17 protein-coding genes and 1 pseudogene are annotated in these 19226 nt (G+C 65.5%); 7 read left to right on the top strand and 11 right to left on the bottom strand.

What is annotated here, in order from left to right; all coding sequences use genetic code 11:
• The first annotated feature begins 74 nt into the window (after positions 1 to 74).
• The 3 genes from OMK73_RS36475 (at position 75) to OMK73_RS36465 (ending at position 2898) form a co-directional block, all read left to right on the top strand.
• Positions 75 to 1046, top strand: coding sequence for an ABC transporter substrate-binding protein (locus tag OMK73_RS36475; protein WP_267606260.1), 972 nt, complete (start codon positions 75 to 77; stop codon positions 1044 to 1046).
• Between the two features lie 159 nt (positions 1047 to 1205).
• Positions 1206 to 2102 carry an ABC transporter permease gene (locus OMK73_RS36470; RefSeq protein WP_267606259.1) on the top strand — a complete coding sequence of 299 codons (897 nt, stop codon included), beginning with the start codon at positions 1206 to 1208 and terminating at the stop codon, positions 2100 to 2102.
• Between the two features lies 1 nt (position 2103).
• The gene (locus OMK73_RS36465) at positions 2104 to 2898 is read left to right on the top strand and encodes an ABC transporter ATP-binding protein (protein ID WP_267606258.1); all 795 of its coding nucleotides are present in this window, start codon (positions 2104 to 2106) and stop codon (positions 2896 to 2898) included.
• 86 nt (positions 2899 to 2984) lie between these two features.
• Here the strand turns inward: OMK73_RS36465 and OMK73_RS36460 are convergent, their stop codons facing one another.
• The 3 genes from OMK73_RS36460 to OMK73_RS36450 are packed head-to-tail and all read right to left on the bottom strand — an operon-like array spanning position 2985 to position 5436.
• Complete coding sequence (locus OMK73_RS36460) at positions 2985 to 3260, bottom strand: hypothetical protein (RefSeq protein WP_267606257.1); 276 nt, start codon at positions 3258 to 3260, stop codon at positions 2985 to 2987.
• Positions 3260 to 4669 carry a LutB/LldF family L-lactate oxidation iron-sulfur protein gene (locus OMK73_RS36455; protein WP_267606256.1) on the bottom strand — a complete coding sequence of 470 codons (1410 nt, stop codon included), beginning with the start codon at positions 4667 to 4669 and terminating at the stop codon, positions 3260 to 3262. The genes OMK73_RS36460 and OMK73_RS36455 overlap by 1 nt, the downstream gene beginning before the upstream one ends.
• Positions 4670 to 4710: 41 nt before the next feature.
• Positions 4711 to 5436 (bottom strand): (Fe-S)-binding protein, encoded by a 726-nt coding sequence (locus OMK73_RS36450; RefSeq protein WP_267606255.1) that lies wholly within the window; start codon positions 5434 to 5436, stop codon positions 4711 to 4713.
• 237 nt (positions 5437 to 5673) lie between these two features.
• Between OMK73_RS36450 and OMK73_RS36445 the strand changes: the two genes are divergently transcribed.
• From OMK73_RS36445 to OMK73_RS36435, 3 genes are all read left to right on the top strand, one after another.
• Positions 5674 to 6459 (top strand): IclR family transcriptional regulator, encoded by a 786-nt coding sequence (locus tag OMK73_RS36445; protein WP_267606254.1) that lies wholly within the window; start codon positions 5674 to 5676, stop codon positions 6457 to 6459.
• A gap of 157 nt (positions 6460 to 6616) precedes the next feature.
• Complete coding sequence (locus OMK73_RS36440; RefSeq protein WP_267606253.1) at positions 6617 to 7363, top strand: FadR/GntR family transcriptional regulator; 747 nt, start codon at positions 6617 to 6619, stop codon at positions 7361 to 7363.
• A gap of 29 nt (positions 7364 to 7392) precedes the next feature.
• A complete protein-coding gene (locus OMK73_RS36435) occupies positions 7393 to 8805 on the top strand; it encodes an FAD-binding oxidoreductase (RefSeq protein WP_267606252.1) in 1413 nt (470 codons plus the stop codon).
• 90 nt (positions 8806 to 8895) lie between these two features.
• On the opposite strand, the gene pbpG is transcribed toward OMK73_RS36435, so the two are convergent.
• The 5 genes from pbpG to OMK73_RS36410 all read right to left on the bottom strand — a co-directional run bounded on the left by pbpG (position 8896) and on the right by OMK73_RS36410 (position 13487).
• The gene (gene pbpG / locus OMK73_RS36430; protein WP_267606251.1) at positions 8896 to 10041 is read right to left on the bottom strand and encodes a D-alanyl-D-alanine endopeptidase; all 1146 of its coding nucleotides are present in this window, start codon (positions 10039 to 10041) and stop codon (positions 8896 to 8898) included.
• Between the two features lie 365 nt (positions 10042 to 10406).
• Positions 10407 to 11108, bottom strand: coding sequence for a nitroreductase (locus OMK73_RS36425; protein WP_267606250.1), 702 nt, complete (start codon positions 11106 to 11108; stop codon positions 10407 to 10409).
• 28 nt (positions 11109 to 11136) lie between these two features.
• Positions 11137 to 11589, bottom strand: a complete 453-nt coding sequence (locus OMK73_RS36420) for an acyl-CoA thioesterase (protein ID WP_267606249.1) — start codon at positions 11587 to 11589, stop codon at positions 11137 to 11139.
• 21 nt (positions 11590 to 11610) lie between these two features.
• A complete protein-coding gene (locus OMK73_RS36415) occupies positions 11611 to 12516 on the bottom strand; it encodes a DMT family transporter (protein ID WP_267606248.1) in 906 nt (301 codons plus the stop codon).
• The gene (locus OMK73_RS36410; RefSeq protein WP_267606247.1) at positions 12513 to 13487 is read right to left on the bottom strand and encodes a histone deacetylase; all 975 of its coding nucleotides are present in this window, start codon (positions 13485 to 13487) and stop codon (positions 12513 to 12515) included. Before OMK73_RS36410 ends, OMK73_RS36415 begins: the two co-directional genes overlap by 4 nt.
• Positions 13488 to 13954: 467 nt before the next feature.
• Here OMK73_RS36410 and phaP1 point away from each other — a divergent pair.
• Positions 13955 to 14535 (top strand): annotated as a pseudogene (phaP1, locus tag OMK73_RS36405) (TIGR01841 family phasin PhaP1).
• A 386-nt stretch (positions 14536 to 14921) separates the two neighbouring features.
• On the opposite strand, the gene lpdA reads toward phaP1, so the two are convergent.
• The 3 genes from lpdA to aceF all read right to left on the bottom strand — a co-directional run bounded on the left by lpdA (position 14922) and on the right by aceF (position 19136).
• The gene (lpdA, locus tag OMK73_RS36400; RefSeq protein WP_267606246.1) at positions 14922 to 16727 is read right to left on the bottom strand and encodes a dihydrolipoyl dehydrogenase; all 1806 of its coding nucleotides are present in this window, start codon (positions 16725 to 16727) and stop codon (positions 14922 to 14924) included.
• Positions 16728 to 16741: 14 nt separating this feature from the next.
• A complete protein-coding gene (locus tag OMK73_RS36395; protein ID WP_267606245.1) occupies positions 16742 to 17359 on the bottom strand; it encodes an MFS transporter in 618 nt (205 codons plus the stop codon).
• 106 nt (positions 17360 to 17465) lie between these two features.
• Positions 17466 to 19136, bottom strand: a complete 1671-nt coding sequence (gene aceF / locus OMK73_RS36390; protein WP_267606244.1) for a dihydrolipoyllysine-residue acetyltransferase — start codon at positions 19134 to 19136, stop codon at positions 17466 to 17468.
• Between the last annotated feature and the right edge of the window lie 90 nt (positions 19137 to 19226).

Raw genomic sequence — 19226 nt, 5'->3', positions numbered from 1 at the left:
CGGCGGACCAGTTCTTATCGAGAACGAAACGCGGCTCATCACCCAGAACCCATATCCGGGGGAGATTAAATACTATGAAGTGTCTCAAGACATCGACCAAGACCATCCTCGGCAGCGCCATCGCCCTCGCGCTGCTGTACGGCGGCGCCGTGCAGGCCCAGGCCGTCAAGGTGCTCTCGATCGTCGACCACCCCGCGCTGGACGCCATCCGCGATGGCGTGCGCGACGAGCTGAAGACCGCCGGCTTTGACGCCGACAAGAACCTGAAGTGGGAATACCAGAGCGCGCAGGGCAATACCGGCACGGCCGCGCAGATCGCCCGCAAGTTCGTCGGCGACCAGCCCAATGTGATCGTGGCCATCGCCACGCCGTCGGCCCAGGCCGTGGTGGCCGCCACCAAGTCGGTGCCGGTGGTGTACTCCGGTGTGACCGACCCGGTCGCCGCCCAGCTGGTCAAGAGCTGGAGCGCAACCGGCACCAACGTGACCGGCGTCTCCGACAAGCTGCCGCTGGACCGCCAGGTTGCCCTGATCAAGCGCGTCGTGCCCAAGGCCAAGACCGTCGGCATGGTCTACAACCCGGGTGAAGCCAACTCGGTAGTGGTGGTCAAGGAACTGAAGGCGCTGCTGGCCAAGGAAGGCATGACGCTGAAGGAAGCCGCCGCACCGCGCACGGTCGACATCGGCGCCGCCGCCAAGAGCCTGATCGGCAAGGTCGACGTGATCTACACCAACACCGACAACAACGTGGTGTCGGCGTATGAAGCGCTGGTCAAGGTGGCCAACGAGTCGAAGATCCCGCTGGTGGCTTCCGATACCGATAGCGTGAAGCGCGGCGCCATTGCAGCGCTGGGCATCAACTACGGCGACCTCGGCCACCAGACCGGCAAGGTGGTGGTGCGTATCCTGAAGGGCGAGAAGCCCGGCGCGATCGCGTCCGAGACCAGCGACAAGCTGGAGCTGTTCGTGAACACCAGCGCGGCCGAGAAGCAAGGCGTGACGCTCTCGCCCGAGCTGGTCAAGGAAGCGAAGACCGTCATCAAGTAATGGCGGCACGCTGACCCTGCGCGTTCGCGCGCAGGCGGCTCTATGGCTCTATCCGGGCCCGCCCCCGGAACGCCTGCGCCGCGCCGCCCGACCCGGGCAGCGCGCCAGGCGTTTCTGATTCGGCCTCCCGTGCCGGATACAAGCAACTGGATTTCCCCCATGTCCCTCTTTTCCCTTATGGGCGCCCTGGAGATCGGCCTGATCTTCAGCCTCGTCGCCCTGGGGGTGCTGATCTCCTTCCGCATCCTCAACTTTCCCGATCTCACCGTCGACGGCAGCTTCCCGCTGGGCGGCGCTGTGGCAGCCACGCTGATCGCTTCCGGCCAGGACCCCTTCGTCGCCACCGCGCTGGCGATCGTGGCGGGCGCCTTTGCCGGTTTCATCACCGGCTGGCTCAATGTGCGCCTCAAGATCATGGATCTGCTGGCCAGTATCCTGATGATGATCGCGCTGTACTCGGTCAACCTGCGCATCATGGGCAAGCCCAACGTGCCGCTGATCACCGAGTCCACCATCTTCACCATCCTGCAGCCCGACTGGCTGCCCGACTACCTGCTGCGCCCCGCGCTGCTGCTGATCGTGGTGGTCGTGGCCAAGCTCGGCCTGGACTGGTTCTTCTCCTCGCAGCTCGGCCTGGCCATGCGCGCCACTGGCGCCAACCCACGCATGGCGCGCTCCCAGGGCATCGCCACCGGCCGCGCCACGCTGGCCGGCATGGCACTGTCCAACGGCCTGGTAGCGCTTGCGGGCGCATTGTTCGCGCAGACCCAGGGCGGCTCCGATATCTCCATGGGCATCGGCACCATCGTGATCGGCCTGGCCGCGGTGATCATCGGCGAGAGCATCCTGCCGGCCCGCCGCCTGGTGTACACCACGCTGGCCGTGGTGCTGGGCGCCATCCTCTACCGCTTCTTCATCGCGCTGGCGCTCAACAGCGAGTTCATCGGCCTCAAGGCGCAAGACCTGAACCTGGTCACCGCCGTGCTGGTGACCGGCGCCCTGGTGCTGCCGGGAACCCGCAAGAAGCTGTTCGGCCGCAAGAACGGAGGTGCCTGAGATGCTGCGCGCACAAGACCTGAAACTCACCTTCAATCCCGGCACCCCGATCGAGACGCGCGCGCTGCGCGGCCTCAGCCTGGATATCCCGACGGGCCAGTTCGTTGCCGTGATCGGCTCCAACGGCGCCGGTAAATCCACCTTCCTCAATGCCATCAGCGGCGACCAGATGGTGGACACCGGCCGCATCACGATCGACGACGTCGACGTCACGCGCAAGCCGGCCTGGGACCGTGCCCTGCTGGTGGCGCGCGTCTTCCAGGACCCGATGGCGGGCACCTGCGAGGCGCTGACGATTGAGGAAAACATGGCGCTGGCCATGGCGCGCGGCAGCCGCCGGGGCTTTCGCGCGGCGCTGAACAAGCCCTCGCGCGAGCTGTTCCGCGACAAGCTGCGGCTGCTCAACCTCGGCCTGGAAAACCGCCTGACCGATCGTATCGGCCTGCTCTCTGGCGGGCAGCGCCAGGCCGTGAGCCTGCTGATGGCCTCGCTGCAGCCCTCGCGCATCCTGCTGCTGGACGAGCACACCGCCGCGCTGGACCCGAAGACGGCTGCCTTCGTGCTGGAACTGACCGCCAAGATCGTGGCAGACGCCAAGCTCACCACGATGATGGTCACGCACAGCATGCGCCAGGCGCTGGACTACGGGCAGCGCACGGTGATGCTGCACCAGGGCCAGGTTGTGCTGGACGTATCGGGAGAGCAGCGCGCCGGGCTGGACGTGCCGGACCTGCTGCGCATGTTCGAGCAAACGCGCCATGAGCAGCTCGATGATGACGCCCTGTTGCTGGGCTGAGCCACTCGCGTAGCCAGGTCCGCAAAAAGGCCCCCGCTCATCAGCGGGGGCCTTTTACGTTGGGATGGGCGTTTGCGTGGCAGCGCTCAGGCAGTGGCCGCCTTGTCCAGCCAGCGCTTGAGCTGGTCGGTAACGGCCGTGCTCGAGAATGAGCAGCTGTCCTGCGCGAATACCCCCGCCATCTCCAGCCGGCGCAGCAGCTCTTCCATCGCCTGCCCGAACATCGGCGGCAGCACCAGGCCGGGGGCGGCCTCGCGCCAGCTGCGCACCAGGCCATCGGCTGCGAGCTGGCCGCCGATATGTTGTTCGAGCGCGGCGCGCATGGTTGCCAGCGCCGGCGCATTGCTTGTCGTCGTAGCCATCAACGGGCCCTCCTTTCTTTGTAAAGCTCACGGAACGTGCGTCCGCTCGGTGCCGGCAGGTCGCGGGTTTCGGTCCAGCCGCGGCCGGCCATCGGCAGGCTGGCAATCAGCTTGCTGCTGCCGCCCATGCGCGAGAGCAAGCGCGCGCCGATGCGGGTCGCGAAAGCGTACAGCCCCGGCCGGCGCGCCACGTAGCCCCACACTTGCAGCCCGAGCCGCTCCTGCCAGGGACGCAGGCCGCGTTCCATCTGCTTCTCGCGCAGCTTGCGCAGCAGGTCCGACAGCGGGATCGACGCCGGGCACACGCGGTTGCATTCTCCGCATAGCGTGGCCGCCTGCGGCAGGTCCAGCGCATTGGCCAGGCCCACGTAGCTCGGCGTCAGCACGCTGCCCATCGGGCCCGGGTAGACCCAGCCGTAGGCGTGGCCGCCGATCTTCTGGTACACGGGGCAATGGTTCATGCAGGCACCACAGCGGATGCAGCGCAGCATGTCCTGGAAGTCTCCGCCGATCAGGCCGCTGCGCCCGCCATCGACCAGCACGAAATACATATGCTCGGGGCCATCGCGCTCGCCCTCGGCGCGCGGGCCGGTCAGCAGCGAGAAGTAATTCGAGATGGCCTGGCCGGTGGCCGAGCGCGGCAGCAGCCGCATCACGGTTGCCAGGTCTTCCAGTGTGGGCAACACCTTTTCGATGCCGGTCACCGCCACATGCACGCGTGGCATCACGGTGCACATGCCCTCGTTGCCCTCATTGGTCACCACCGCCACCGAGCCAGTCTCGGCAATGATGAAGTTGCCGCCGGTCACGCCCATGTCGGCGGACAGGAATTCCGGGCGCAGCACTTCGCGCGCCTCGCGCGTCATCTCGGGGATATCGGTCAGGCGCGGTTTGTGGTGCACGCGGGCGAACAGGTCGGCGATCTCCTCCTTGTCCTTGTGCACCACCGGGGCAATGATGTGCGACGGCGGCTCGGCATCGTTGATCTGCAGGATGTACTCACCCAGATCCGTCTCGATGCTCTGCACGCCCATCTCGCCCAGCACCTGGTTCAGGCGCATTTCCTCGGTCACCATCGACTTGCTCTTGATGACCTTCTTGACGCCGTGCTTGCGCGCGATCTCCGCCACCAGCCGCGCGGCATCGGCCGTGGTCTCGGCGAACAGCACGGTGGCGCCGCGGCGCGTGGCGTTTTCCTCGAAGGTGGCGAGCCAGACGTCGAGGTTCTGCAGCGCGCGGTCGCGTCGCTCCTTGAGCGCCTCGCGGGTGGCATCGAAATCGATGTCGCGGATGGCGTCGGCGCGCGCCGTGACGAACTTGGTGGAGAGCTTCTTGAGGTTCTGCTGCAGGCGCTGGTCGGCCAGCTTCTGGCCCGCGCGCGCCTTGAACTCCATGCTGCGAACTTGCATAGCGGGGATCTCGCTAAGGGTTGTTTTTCGGCTGGCCGGGATCAGGCATCGCCGGCAAGCACTTGCGCGATATGCAGCACCTGCGTGCGCGTGTCGCCGGTCCTGCGCAAGCGCCCTTCGATATTGAGCATGCAGCCGAGATCGCCCAGCACCACGGCATCGGCACTACTGGCCTTGATGTTGGCGCACTTCTCATCGACGATGGCCGTGGAGATATTGCCGTACTTGACCGAGAAGGTGCCACCGAATCCGCAGCAAGCCTCGCAGTCCTTCATCTCGCTCAATTGCACGCCAGGCAATTGCGCCAGGAGGGCGCGCGGCTGGCTCTTGACGCCCAGTTCACGCAAGCCGGAGCAAGAGTCATGGTACGTAATGCGGCCCGCGAACTTTGAGTCGAACTCGCCCAGCTTGGCCACGTTGACCAGGAAATCGGTCAGCTCGAACACACGCGAGCGCAGGCCTTCATAGCGGCCATTCAACTCGGGATCGTCGCCGAGCAGATCCGCATAGTGATGCAGCACCATGCCGCCGCAGGATCCGGACGGAATCACCACGTAGTCGAACATCTCGAACTCGCGCAGGAATTTCTCCGCCAGGTCGCGCGATGCCGTGCGCTCACCCGAGTTGTAGGCCGGTTGCCCGCAACAGGTCTGGGCCTCGGGCACCATCACCTCAAAGCCAGCCTTCTCCAGCAACTTGAGCACCGAGAAGCCGATTTCCGGACGCATGAGGTCCACCAGGCAGGTGGCGAACAGACCAACTCGCATTGTTTCCCTTTTCCAGACCCCGAAACCCCGCAATTATGCGCCCTTGCGCACCGGCCAGCATACAAAAGCGTTCACGGCTGGGGTGAATTCGCCGCATTTTTGCATGCACTTTGCATCACATTCAACATCGGCATCATCCGAAGATTCTTTCGGTAATGGCATTTCACCTATTGAAATTTTCACAATGCGAGATAGAATCAGGCAACCGCTTAATTTGCCGCACGGCAACATTTCCCCATGGCAGAAGCAGACAAAGCCCCCGGCAAGACATCCATCCAGGTCATCGAACGCATGATGACCTTGCTGGACGCGCTCGCCCAGCATGCGGATCCGGTCAGCCTCAAGGAACTGTCGCTGACCACCGGCCTGCACCCTTCCACCGCGCACCGTATCCTCAACGACATGGTGGCCTGCCGCTTCGTCGACCGCTCCGATCCCGGCAGCTACCGGCTTGGCATGCGGCTGCTGGAGCTCGGCAACCTGGTCAAGGCCCGGCTGTCGGTACGCGATGCGGCGCTGGCGCCGATGCGGGCGCTGCACCGCGTGACCGGCCAGACCGTGAACCTGTCGGTACGCCAGGGGGATGAGATCGTCTACATCGAGCGCGCTTATAGCGAGCGCTCCGGCATGCAGGTGGTGCGCGCCATTGGCGGCCGAGCGCCGCTGCACCTGACCTCGGTGGGCAAGCTGTTCCTGGCGGCCGATGAAGTGGCGCGGGTGCGCAACTACGCCACCCGCACCGGGCTGGCGGGACACACCCGCACCTCGATCACCGACCTGATCAAGCTGGAGCGCGAGCTCAACTGGGTACGCACCAACGGCTACGCGCGCGACAACGAAGAGCTGGAGCTCGGCGTGCGTTGCATCGCCGCCGGCATCTACGACGACTCGCGCCGCCTGGTGGCCGGATTGTCGCTCTCGGCCCCGGCCGATCGCCTGCAGGACAGCTGGTTGCAGAACCTGAAGGAAACCGCGCTGCAGATCTCGCGCGGCATGGGCTACGCGGCCGACGTCGCAGCCTGAGCACGGCGGGGTGAGCGGCGCGGGGGCCCACGCGCCCTTCCCGCCGAATCTTTACCTCGCCCGCTCCCTCTCTCCTTCCCCCGCGCACTGCCTCAATCGCAGACCGAGTGTATACCCTTAGTTTTCAGATAACCTGAATAGCTATATCCTGCTGGGCATGCGGACCAAAGCCATTACCCTCACCGAACAGGTGACCCAGCAGTTGCGCGCCGAGATCGCCGGCGGCACCTACCCCGTCGGCGCCCGGCTGCCGACGGGCAAACAGCTTGCCGAGCAGTACGGCGTCAGCCCGGCCGTCATCCGCGAGGTGACCGAACACCTGCGCTCCCAGGGCCTGGTCGAAAGCCGCCAAGGCGTGGGCAGCACGGTGCGCTCGCGCGTGGGCAACGCCGGCTTCCAGCTGCCGCAGGAGATCGGCATCGATCGCGACGAACTGGCCAGCATCTACGAGTTGCGGCTCGATCTCGAAAGCGCCGCCGCCGCGCTCGCGGCACTGCGGCGCACCGCGCAGGATGTCGCCGGCATGCAGTCGCTGCTGGACCGGCTCGCGGCGCAATTGCACGACCCGCACCGCAGCGTGGAGGCGGACACCGCCTTCCATGTGGCAATTGCCACCGCCACCCACAACAAGTACTACCTGCAGTTGCTGCAGTACCTGAACCTACAACTGCACCAGGCCGTGCACGTGGCGCGGCTCAATACCCGCCAGCAGGATGGCCTGTCCGAACAGGTCCACCAGGAACACCTGGCCATCTTCCACGCGATCCGCGCCGGCGACCCCGAACAAGCGCGCGCCGCGGCGGTAGCGCACCTGCGCGGCGCCGCGGGGCGGCTGGGCCTGCAGCTGGCAGCGCGCGGCGAGTCCGTCGCCAGCGGCCAAGACCCCTCTCATTCCGCGGCCTGAGCCGCATTGCTTCTCCGGATAGACCCACCATGCAAAACTCAGATTTCCTGCCCCGCCTGATCGAAGCGCTCGGCCCCGACGTGGTTGCCACCGAGCCCGACCAGGTTGCGCCGTGGCTCGCCGACTGGCGCGGCCTTTATCGTGGCAATGCGCAGGCCGTGGTGCGCCCGCGCTCGGTGGACGAGGTGGCGCGCTGCCTGGCCCTGTGCCAGCAGGCCGCGGTCCCGGTGGTGCCGCGTGGCGGCAACACCGGGCTGTGCGGCGGCGCCGCGCCGGACAGAAGCCCCGCCAACGTGGTGCTGAGCATGGACCGCATGAATGCGATCCGCTCCATCGACACCATCGCCAACACGCTGGTCGCCGAAGCGGGCTGCATCCTGGGTAATCTGCGGCGCGCGGCGCAGGAGGCGCATCGCCTGCTGCCGCTCAGCCTGGCGGCCGAGGACTCCTGCCAGATCGGCGGCAATCTCGCGACCAACGCGGGCGGCGTCAATGTGGTGCGCTACGGCATGACCCGCGAGCTTGTTCTGGGCGTGGAAGCCGTGCTGCCCAACGGGGAGATCTTTCACGGGCTGCGCGCCTTGCGCAAGGACAATACCGGCTATGACCTCAAGCAGTTGCTGATCGGCTCCGAAGGTACGCTGGGCGTCATCACGGCCGCAGCGCTGCGCCTGTTCCCGCGCACCGACGCGCGCTCGGTGGTGCTGGCAGCAGTGGCTTCCCCGCTGCAAGCGCTGGAGCTCTTCGAGCTGCTGTTCGCGCAGTGCGGCGCGCGCCTGCAAGCCTTCGAGTTCTTCACCGGCGATTGCGTCGACCTCGTGCTCAAGCACGCGCAAGGCGTGCAGGAGCCCTTCGGCCAACGCTATCCCGCCTATGTGCTGGTGGAATTGGCCGACACCACCGACGAAGCCGCCCTCAACGTGCTGCTGGAGCGCGTGATCGGCGAGGCGCTGGAGCGCGAGCTGTGCCTGGACGCCGCCGTCTCGGCTTCGCTGTCACAGCTGCAGAGCCTGTGGAAGCTGCGCGAGGAGATCTCCGAGGCGCAGCGCGCCGACGGGCCGCACCTGAAGCACGATGTGTCACTGCCGATCGAGCAGATCCCGGCCTTCATGGCCTCGATGGAGACACGCCTCAAGGCCATTAGCCCCAGCATCCGTGCGTTTATCTTCGGGCACTTCGGCGACGGCAACCTGCACTACAACCTGTCGCGACCCGCGGGCGCGCAGCACGACTGGACGGCGCAGCATGGCAAGGCGCTGACGGCCGCAGTGCTGGACGAGGTGGCGCGCTACGGCGGCAGCATCAGCGCCGAGCATGGCATCGGCCAGCTCAAGCGCGATGATTTCCTGCGCCTCAAGGACCCGCTGGAGCTGCGCATGATGCAGGGCATCAAGCAGTTGCTGGATCCGGCCGGCATCATGAATCCGGGCAAGCTGCTCTAAGCGCACCGCCCTCGCCGCAAGAAAAACGCGCCGGCGACGGCGCGTTTTTCATGACTTCAAGCAGGAGACCGGATCACTCCGGCACCCCCATCAGATGCCGCGAGGCTGCTGGGCGGTCAGGATCGCCTGGGGGCTGGCTGGGCTGCCAAGCCCCTGCGTCAGGTTTGGGGACGTGGGAAAAGGGCGGCCCGGCCCCGTCTGCACGTGTTCCAGCCAGTCCTTGACGCGGTTGGCATCGGCGAAGCGGGACAGCTTGCCAACGGAATCCAGGAACACCATCACCACATTGCGGCCATTCACGCGTGCCTGCATCACCAGGCACTGGCCAGCCTCGGAGATAAAGCCCGTCTTTTGCAGGCCGATCTCCCAGTTGCCGCCACGAACCAGGCGATTGGTGCTGACGTAGTGCTGGGTGCGGCCAAGCACATTGACTTCATGCTCGGTCTGCGTCGAAAACTCGCGGATGGTGGGGTTGCGGTACGCCGCATTGACCATGCGCACAAGGTCCATCGCACTCGAGACATTACTGCTCGACAAGCCATTCGAATCGACGAAGTGGCTGTCGTTCATGCCGAGCTCGCGCGCCTTGCGGTTCATGGCCTGCACAAAGGCCGGCAGGCCGCCCGGGTAGCTGCGGCCCAGCACCGATGCCGCACGATTCTCCGAGGACATCAGTGCCAGCAGCAGCGCCTCCTGGCGCGTGAGCTGCGCGCCAAAGCGCAGGCGCGAACTGCTGTGCTTCTCGGTGTCGCGGTCTTCCTCGGTGATGGTGAGGACCTCATCCATCGGCTGGCGCGCGTCCATCACCACCAGGGCGGTCATCAGCTTGGTGATCGAGGCGATCGGCAGGACCGCGGCGGCGTTCTTCTGGAACAGCACTTCGTTGGAATTCTGGTCCATCACCAGCGCCACGCTGGAGCGCAGCGCGAGCGCGTCCTCCGTGTCACGCAGGCCGAGCGCCTCGCCCAGCGAGGGCTTGGCGGGAATGAACGCCGCGCGAACCGGTGCCGCCTGGCGCTGCGCCACCACGGTGCGCTTGCCGTTTTTCAGTACCACGACCTTGCGCGTCGTGGTGCGCTCAGCCTTGCCGCTCGTCGCGGCCTGCTTGGATTTTGCGGATTTAGAGGAAGAACTTGCCGACTTTTTCTCGGACTTGGTGACTTTTGCCGACTTTTTGCTGGTTTTTGCGGTGTCCGACGTTTTCGTCGCGGCATCGGCCACAGGGGCGGCCAGCATGGAAACGGTCAACAGCACAGAGGCCGCAACCGAAGTAAGAGGGGTAGAGCCGAAGAATCGCAAAAATAGGGGGAATCAGACCGGAACATGATTCATTCAGCGCGCAACTGGATTGCGCCAGTTTAGGAAAAAAGAAATTGTTAGCAAGATTAAAGACTTACGGAGCCTCTTTAAAGTTCGATTTGCAAACAATTCCACATTACGGAAAATGCGGGGCACGCATCACATCGCACGTGCAGTAAGACCGACGTCGACTGTGGTAATTCCACAGCGTTTCATCTTTCTCGCCCGCTCGTCGGGATAACCCGGGCCAGCAGACAACAGGCGGCGACAGCGCAAAGCGCGCCCCCGCCGCCGACAACTTCTTAAGATAAGAAACGCGCGAACCCGCTTACCGGTTCACGCTCCGTACTAAGGGTATTCTCTATGGCGGCGGGGTCGGCATGGCCCAGTGCCATGCCGCAGACCACCATTTCATCCTCCGGCAGGCGCAAGTGATTGGCGATGACCGCGTGGAACTGGGTGAACGCCGCCTGCGGGCAGGTATCCAGCCCGCGAGCCCGCGCCGCCACCATGATGCTCTGCAGGAACATGCCGTAGTCGAGCCAGCTGCCCTGCTCCAGGATGCGGTCGATGGTGAAGATCATGCCCACCGGCGCGCCAAAGAAGGTGAAGTTGCGCGAGTGCTGCGCATGCATGCGCGCCTTGTCCTCGCGGCTGATCTGCAGCAGGCTGTATAGGTCCCAGCCCACCTTGCGGCGGCGGTCGATGTACGGCGTCACCCACGCGCGCGGATAGTAGGGATACTCCTCGCGATATTTGCTGTCGCGCTGCGGATCGTCGTACGCGGCCAGCACCTCGGCCGACAGTTTCACCTTGGCGTCGCCCGTCAGCACATAGACCCGCCACGGCTGGGCGTTGGTGCCAGACGGGGCCCGGCTGGCCACCGCCAGGATCTCATTGACCACGTCGCGCGGCACCGGCGTATCGAGAAACGCGCGCACCGAGCGGCGCGTGATGATGGCCTGGTCGACCAGGGTGGTGTCCCGTTTCTGCTGCGAATCCATGGCTCTCAACTCCTTTGCGCGGGCCGGCTCATGCGTCGGCGCCCGCCGGCTCGCACACCAGCGCCTGCAGCGCATCGCGCAGCGCGGGCGGCAACAGCACCGGGCGGCGCGTGGCGCGATCCACGTAGACATGGACAAAATGGCCCTGCGCCGCGGCCACGTCTTCGTCGTTGCGGAACAAGCCCACTTCGTAGCGCACGCTCGAATTGCCCAGCCGCGCCACGCGCAGCCCGGCCACCACGGTATCGGGAAAGCTCAGCGCGGCAAAATAATTGCATTGCGTCTCGATCACCAGCCCGATGGTGTCGCCGGACTCGATATCCAGCACACCCTCCCGGATCAGGTAGGTGTTCACCACGGTATCGAAATAACTGTAGTAGATGACGTTGTTGACATGGCCATAGACGTCGTTATCCATCCAGCGCGTGGTGATGGGCTGGAAATGACAGTAGGCGCTGCGGGTATCGGCGGTCGGGTTCATCGAAAGTGGGATCAGGGAAGATTAGCGGCGGATCACCAGTGCAACACCGCTTGCGGCCAGGGCCATACCAAGCGCGGCCAGCGGCGGGAATCGCTCGCCGAACAGCAGCCACGCCATGGCGGCGGTGGTCGGCGGGGTGAGATACATCAGGCTGGATACCTTGGTGGCCGCGCCTTGGCGGATCAGCAGGAACAGCAGCGAGATGGCGCCGATGGACAGCGCGACCACCGACCAGGCGAGCGCGCCGACCATCTCGGCATTCCATTCGACGTGACGGGTTTCAGCCAGGAACATGAACGGCAGGCAGGCCAACGCCGCCGCGGCAAACTGGATCACCGAGCCCATGCGCAGGTCGAACATCGGGCAATAGCGCTTCTGATACAGCGTGCCGAAGGTGATCGAGAACAAGGCGCCCAGCGCCAGCAGCAGGCTTGGCGCGGACAACCCGCTGGCCGACAGCTTGTTGGCCACCACCAGGCCCACGCCGAGGATGCCAAGCAGCAACCCCAGCCACTGGCGCCTGCCGATGGTCTCGCCCATGCGCGAAGCCGCCAGCGCGGTCAGGATCGGCTGCATGCCCACAATCAGGGCGGAAACGCCCGCCGGCATGCCGAGCTTGACCGCTGCCCACACGCCGCCAAGGTAGCCCGCCTGCAGGAACAGCCCTGCCAGCGCGATGTGCCCGACCATGCGCCAGTCGGTCGCCCCGGCGCGCTGCGGCAGCGGGACGCGCGCCATGAGCACGAAGGGCAGCATCAACACCAGCACGCCGACAAAGCGCAGGAACAGGAAGGTCATCGGCTCGGCGTGCGGCATGCCGTACTTGGCCACGATAAACCCGGTGCTCCAGATCACCACGAACAGCCACGGCATGCCGGCCATCCACAAGGTCCCGCGTGCCGCGTGGGCCTGGCTGGTTGCACTCATCGCGGTGCCATCTCCTTGTTGCCGGTGGACGGGATCGTGCCTGCCACGGCGGCGCCCGGCTTTTCGCGCCGGGCGTAGCGATCGTGATATTGGGCCGCAAGTGCGATGGTCTGCGCATGCACGGCGACGGTGTCCTCGATCTGGTTGCCATAGCCGCCGGCCATCGCCACGGCAACGGGCAGTCCGCGCGCCAGGGCCGCGTCGAACACCAGCCGGTCGCGCTGGGCCAGCCCGGCCAGCGTGAGTTTCAGGCGCCCAAGCCGGTCGCCCTCATGCGGATCGGCCCCTGCCAGGTAAATGATGAGGTCGGGAGCGAAACGCGCGAACAGCGTATCGAGTGCGCCCTGCAGCGCTTGGGCGTAAGCCGCATCGTCGCAGCCATCGGGCAGGCCCACATCGAGATCGCTGGCCTCCTTGCGGAAGGGATAGTTCTTCTCGCCATGCAGGGACAGCGTAAAGACGAAGGGGTCGTCACGCAGGATGGAGGCGGTACCGTTGCCCTGGTGGACGTCGAGGTCGACCACGGCCACGCGCTCCACCCGACCATCGTGGCGCAGTTGGCGCGCGGCGATGGCCGCGTCGTTGAAGACACAGAAGCCGCCGCCCTTGTCGGCATAGGCATGATGCGTGCCGCCCGCCAGGTTGACCGAGACGCCCTCGCGCAGGGCGACGCGGCAGGCCTCGATGGTGGCACCGGCGGAGCGCCGCGACCGCTCGACCATGGCGTCCGACCACGGAAAGCCGATCTCGCGCTGGCGCGCCGGGTCCAGTTCGCCCCGAGAGACGCTGGCGACATATTCAGGCGTGTGCGCCAGCAGCAAGGCATCGTCCCCGGCCCGCGGCGCCTCGACCAGCGCCAGCCCTGGCACGTCGCGCTCGACCGTCTCCCTCAACATGCTGTACTTGCGCATCGGGAAACGGTGGCCCTCGGGCAGGGGCAGGACAAAATGATCGGCGTAAAAAGCGAGCATGAGGGCAAACGTAGGCGGGCTGGCTGACCGGCGGCGGCCGGTCGCGGCAACCGGGCCGCGGTGCATCGGCCGGTAGGTTGCGCCCTTGGGCAGCAGCGATTCGGGCAGACCGCGATGGTAGCACTGTGCCGGCGCCAGGGTGCGCCGTCCCGGCCTTCCCTCCTCCCTCCAGGTGCGTGCCGTGGCGCACCTGCCGACGCTACGCAGCCAATATGTGACACCGCACCGACTTCAACAACAGTTATTTGTGCAATGCACAAGAAGCCCTTGACACCGATTTTCTTTTCCCTACAATTGGAATTGTTGCGGCGCACCATCGATTTTGCAGAGCAAGCGAGGCGCGCCGATAACCCCCAAACGCCTGGGGTTGGCTGACGAAAAACGGCTTTAATCGTTACTTCGTCATGGCTTTGACATCTGGGCGGCCTAATTTTGCATGACCTTGAACTTCATTATTGGAGACCAGCATGAGCTTCACCCCGGAACAAGTCGCCGCAGCGCAAAAGCCAACCTCGAAACCCTGGTCGGCCTGACCACCAAAGCCTTCGAAGGCATTGAGAAGCTGGTCGAGCTGAACCTGCAAGTGGTCAAGGCCACGTTCGCTGAAAACGTGGACAACGCCAAGAAGGCCCTCTCGGCCAAGGATGCCCAGGAATTCCTGGCCCTCCAGTCCTCGCTGGTCCAGCCCGTTGCCGAAAAGGCCCTGGCCTATAGCCGCCACGTGTACGAAATCGCCTCGGAAACCCAGGCTGAATTCACCAAGGTCGCCGAAGCCCAACTGGCCGAGAACTCGAAGAAGGTGCAAACCCTGGTCGAGAACCTCGCCAAGAACGCCCCGGCCGGCTCCGAGTCGACTGTTGCCATCGTGAAGTCCGCGATCAGCGCCGCCAACAACGCTTACGAGTCGGTCCAGAAGGCCACCAAGCAAGCTGTTGAAATCGCTGAAACCAACTTCCAGGCAGCCGCCAGCGCCGCCACCAAGGCCGCCCAGCAAGCCAGCGCCACGGCTCGCACCGCGACGACCAAGAAGACCACCACCGCCGCCTAATCCGCGACGGCAGGAAACGGACCGGCTTCGGCCGGTTCGTTGGCAAAGCGCGCGTGGCATGGCCAGCGCATTTTGCCAACGAAGGCAGCATGGAAGGCAATCGAGCCGCCCTGCCCTCCCACTGTGTCTCCTCGGTATCTGGTTTCCATGTATTCCAATATCGATTCATTCCCGGCCATGCGCCGGGATTTTTTGCCCGCCACACAAGGAAACATGGAAGCGTGCCCGCCTTCTGCAAGCCGGCCTTGATCGGCGCAGCCGCAGGCGTATGGTGCAGGCGTATGGTGCAGGCGTATGGTGCAAAAAGCGCGGCGGTTAATTGCAAATTAGAACGTAAAAAGGCCCGCCGCACGGCGGGCCCCAACGATATCGCAAACGTCTGGTGCTTAACGCTTGCGCGGCGGCGGCACGTCGGTGCACACGCCTTCGTAGATCTCGGCAGCCATGCCGATGGATTCGCCCAGCGTCGGGTGCGGATGGATCGTCTTGCCGATATCCACCGCATCGGCGCCCATCTCGACCGCCAGGCAGACTTCGCTGATCAGGTCGCCGGCATGGGTGCCAACGATGCCACCGCCGATGATGCGATGCGTTTCCTCGTCGAAGATCAGCTTGGTGAAACCCTCGTCGCGGCCATTGGCAATGGCGCGGCCGGAAGCAGCCCACGGGAACACGCTCTTGCTGTACTTGATGCCCTGCTCCTTGCACTGGTCCTCGGTCAGGCCCGCCCAGGCCACTTCCGGGTCGGTGAAGGCCACCGACGGAATCTGCTTGGCATCGAAGTAGGCCTTCTCGCCGTGCGCGGCCTCGGCCGCCACGTGCGCCTCATGCACAGCCTTGTGCGCCAGCATGGGCTGGCCGACGATGTCGCCGATGGCAAAGATATGCGGCACGTTGGTGCGCATCTGCTTGTCGACCTCGATGAAGCCGCGATCCGTTACCGCCACGCCCGCCTTCTCCGCGCCGATGCGCTTGCCGTTGGGCGCACGGCCCACCGACACCAGCACCAGGTCATAGCGTTCCGGCTCGGCCGGCGCCTGCTCGCCTTCGAACCTGACGTAGATGCCGTCCGGCTTCGCTTCCACGCCGACCGTCTTGGTCTTGAGCATGACCTTGCCGAAGCGCAGCTTGTTCATCTTTTCCCAGACCTTGACCAGGTCCCGGTCGGCGCCCTGCATCAGGCCATCGAGCATTTCCACCACGTCGATGTTGGCGCCCAGCGTGCTGTACACCGTGGCCATTTCCAGCCCGATGATGCCACCGCCGATGACCAGCATCTTGTTGGGCACTTCCGGCAGTTCCAGCGCGCCGGTGGAGTCGACGATACGCGGGTCCTCGGGGATGAATGGCAGCTTGACCGCCTGGCTGCCAGCGGCGATCACTGCCTTCTCGAAGCGGATCACCGTCTTCTTGCCGGTGGTCTGCTTGGCATCGCCTTCGGTCTCCTGCACCTCGAGGTGATGCGGGTCGAGGAAGGTGCCGACGCCGCGCACCACCTGCACCTTGCGCGCCTTGGCCATGCCGGCCAGGCCGCCGGTCAGCTTGCCGACCACGGTGTCCTTGTAGTGGCGCAGGCCGTCGAGGTCGATCTTGGCTTCGCCGAACAGGATGCCGTGGGCCGCCAGGGCCTTGGCCTCGTCGATCACGGCGGCGTTGTGCAGCAGCGCCTTGGACGGGATGCAGCCGACGTTCAGGCAGACCCCGCCGAGCGTGCCGTAGCGCTCGACCAGCACGGTGTTCATGCCCAGATCAGCGCTGCGGAACGCGGCCGAGTAGCCGCCGGGACCGGCGCCGAGCACCAGCATGTCGCAGGTAATGTCCGCGCTGCCCGAATGCGTGGCGGCCGCGGGCGCCGCTGCCGGAGCGGCCGCAGGCGCGGGAGCGGATGCCTGCGCAGGGGCGGGCGCAGGGGCCGGGGCAGCGGCCGGCTTGGCCGCGGCTTCGGTCTCCAGCGTGCAGATCACGGCGCCCTTGGCGACCTTGTCGCCCACCTTGATGCGCACCTCCACCACCTTGCCGGCGGCGGACGACGGCACATCCATGCTGGCCTTGTCCGACTCGAGCACGATCAGCGACTGCTCCTGCTCGACCGTATCGCCAGCCTTGACCAGCACCTCGATGACTTCCACCGCGTCGAAATCGCCGATATCCGGCACCTGGACTTCGATCACACTCATGTTTTTGCTCCTCAAGAACGCGCCCCGCTTCAGGTGCGGGCCGCGCCATCGTTATTGGTTGCTCCGTCGCCAGCCATGTCGCCCAGTTGCACCACCTGCACCTCGACCGGGCCTGCCGAACTCTTGTCGAACTCCACCCCTGCATCCACCCCGATCCGCGCAATCACGCCGGCAGCGAGGCCCGGCTGGTCGTAGACCGCGTGCATGGCGCCCAGCGCGTAGTTGCGCCCCGAGCCAATGCCCCAGAAACGATCGAACGAGAAGACTTCGCGGTACGAATACACGCCGAAGATGCCCGCCGGATTGGCGATCAGGCATACGATCTGCGAGGACTCGTAAGGATCGTCCTCGTCTTCCTTGGTGTTGATGAAATACTCGTTCTTGAGTTTTTCATGCACCTTGAGGAAGGTCCGGAAGACGTCATCGCGCGAGCCCAGCCGGCAATCCTCGCCCAGTCCGGCCAGCAGGCTGCGCATGACCGGGAAGTGCGCGGTGGTACCGGCGAGCGCCACGAAGCTGTCACCCACCGGGAACACCTTCTGGTTGCGCTCGTAGGCACGCGTGAGCCGGGTGTCGCCGAACGTCACCAGCGCGTCGGCGGCAATCGCCACCTCGCCGGCCTTCTTGACGACAACGCAGGTAGTCATGGGCTCGCTTCCTGTTTTCCAGTTTTCCTGGTTTGCCGACGGCAGGTTGCAGACATTGCTGGCAAAGGCGCGCACGGCCGCGAGGCCATGCGCGCCCTCACCCGCCTTACAGCAGGATGCGGCGGAAATCGGCCAGCAGCTGACCGAAATAGGTATTGAAGCGAGCTGCTTCCGCACCGTCGATGACGCGGTGATCCCACGACAGCGACAGCGGCAGCGTCAGGCGCGGCACGAACTGCTTACCATCCCACACCGGCTTCTGGTACGACTTGCACACGCCCATGATGGCCACTTCCGGCGCGTTGATGATCGGCGTGAAATACGTGCCACCGATACCGCCCAGCGAGGAGATCGAGAAGCAGCCGCCTTGCATCTGGTCCGGCTTGAGCTTGCCGTCGCGTGCCAGCTTGGCCAGCTCGTTCATTTCCTGGCCGATCTCGATCACGCCCTTCTTGTCGGCGTTCTTGATCACCGGCACAACCAGGCCGTTCGGCGTGTCAGCGGCAAAGCCGATGTTGAAATACTGCTTCAGCACCAGGTTCTCGCCGTCGAGCGAGGCGTTGAAATTCGGGAATTTCTTGAGCGCGGCGACGGCAGCCTTGATCATGAAGGCCAGCATGGTGACCTTGACGCCTTGCTTCTCGTATTCCTTGTTGAGCTGCACGCGGAAGGCTTCCAGCTCGGTGATGTCGGCCTCGTCGTGATTGGTGACGTGGGGAATCATCACCCAGTTGCGATGCAGGTTCGCACCCGAGAGCTTCTTGATGCGCGACAGCGGCTTGCTTTCGATCTCGCCGAAGCGGGTGAAATCCACCTTCGGCCACGGCAGCAGGTTCAGCTCGCCACCACCGGCCGGGGCAGCGGCTGCCTTTGCCGGGGCTGCGGTATATCCGCTCATCACGCCCTTGACGTAGGCTTGCACGTCGTCCTGGGTGATCCGCCCCTTGGGGCCGGTGCCCGGCACGCGCGAGACGTCCACGCCCAGCTCGCGCGCGAACTTGCGCACGGAGGGGCTGGCGTGGGCAGCGGTGCCGGTCACGCCGGCAGCCGGAGCAGCAGCAGCGGGCGCGGCCGCGGGGGCCGGTGCCGGTGCGCTGGCTGCGGGAGCGGGAGCTACCGCGGCCGGAGCCGGGGCTGCAGCAGCAGGCGCGCTGGCCGGCGCACCGGCGGCGCCTTCGAGAATCAGGATCAGCGTGCCTTCGGAGACGTTGTCGCCGACCTTGATCCGGACTTCCTTGACCACGCCGGCGGCCGGCGACGGCACGTCCATGGTGGCCTTGTCGGATTCCAGCGTCACCAGCGCGTCTTCGGCGTTGATGGTGTCGCCCGGCTTGACGTGGACTTCGATCACGGGGACCGAGTCGTAGTCGCCGATGTCCGGCACCTTGACCTCGACCGGGCCGGCGGCGGCGGCCGGCGCGGGAGCGCTGGCGGCAGCCGGAGCCGGAGCCGGCGTCGGGGCTGGCGCGGGTGCCGGCGCGGTGGCGGCGGGAGCCGGTGCGGCGGCGGCCGGTGCGGGCGCGGCGGCAGCCTGGCCAGCAGGCTCCAGCATCACCAGCACGGTGCCTTCGGCGACGTTGTCGCCAATCTTGATCCTGACTTCCCTGACGGTGCCGCCCTGGGGCGAGGGCACGTCCATCGTGGCCTTGTCCGATTCCAGCGTCACCAGCGCGTCTTCCGCATTGATGGTGTCGCCCGGTTTCACGTGCACTTCGATGACGGGAACGGCGTCGTAATCGCCGATATCCGGCACCTTGATTTCAATCGCTTGACTCATTCAGTGTCTCCAGGGCAGGACAGCGCACGCGACAAATACAAGCGTGTGAGGTTACCCTCACTGCCTGCATCTGTCACGCCGCCGCGCCGC

It is taken from the genome of Cupriavidus sp. D39, from assembly GCF_026627925.1.
Taxonomy (GTDB): Bacteria; Pseudomonadota; Gammaproteobacteria; order Burkholderiales; family Burkholderiaceae; genus Cupriavidus; species Cupriavidus ulmosensis.
The sequence above is the reverse complement of the archived record's forward strand: the minus strand, read 5'-3'. Positions and strand labels throughout refer to the sequence as shown.